Consider the following 632-nt stretch of genomic DNA (forward strand, 5'->3'; position numbering starts at 1 on the left):
GTAAGCTCCCGGCGACTGACGCCTTGCTGAATACTTCTGGTCTTGTTCAGCTATGAAGCATGAGCGATTTAAGAGATAGGGACGCGGTACTACCTGCGAGTGTCGCAGGTAGTACCGCAGAGAGGCTCCAAAGGAGCGGTAGAGAGACAGGCGAGCGGGACAGGCTGGCGGACGCCTCGCGGATCGAGATCGTTTCGGATCGCCGCCGCTGGCACGCCCCTGAATTTCGCGCGCGAGTGGTCATCGCGTCCTACGAGAGCCGACGCCCAATAAGGGAGGTGGCTGCACAGTATGGGATCCATCCAAGTCTGGTGTTTCGCTGGCGGCGAGAGGCTCGGGCCAAAGCGCAGGCCAAAGGCGGGACATCGTTCATACCTGTCATGGTGGCCCCGGCCCCCGAGCCGCAGCCATTGGAGCGTCGGAGAGAACAGGGAACGCTGTCCGGCCAAGCCGTCAGCCTGGTCTTTCCGGACGGTGTGCGGCTGGAGTTCGACACAGGGCTGTCCGCTGATCGTCTGCGTGAAATTGTGGGTGCACTACGATCATGATCCCGCTTCCTTCCACGCTGAGGATATGGCTGGCGGCCGGTGTAACCGATATGCGCCTGGGGATGCCCGGGCTGGCGTTGAAGG

1 protein-coding gene is annotated in these 632 nt (G+C 62.0%); it reads left to right on the top strand.

From position 1 onward, the window contains the following. Positions 1-59 precede the first annotated feature (59 nt). Positions 60-548, top strand: coding sequence for an IS66-like element accessory protein TnpA (gene tnpA, locus CFR80_RS18675; protein WP_051672078.1), 489 nt, complete (start codon positions 60-62; stop codon positions 546-548). The last annotated feature ends 84 nt before the right edge of the window (positions 549-632 follow it).

The sequence above is a fragment of the Komagataeibacter oboediens genome, assembly GCF_003207815.1.
Taxonomy (GTDB): Bacteria; Pseudomonadota; Alphaproteobacteria; order Acetobacterales; family Acetobacteraceae; genus Komagataeibacter; species Komagataeibacter oboediens.

Bases quoted from the DNA above. Each gene is read 5' to 3' on its own strand.
- tnpA (WP_051672078.1), top strand. From the start codon at position 60: ATGAGCGATTTAAGAGATAGGGACGCGGTACTACCTGCGAGTGTCGCA.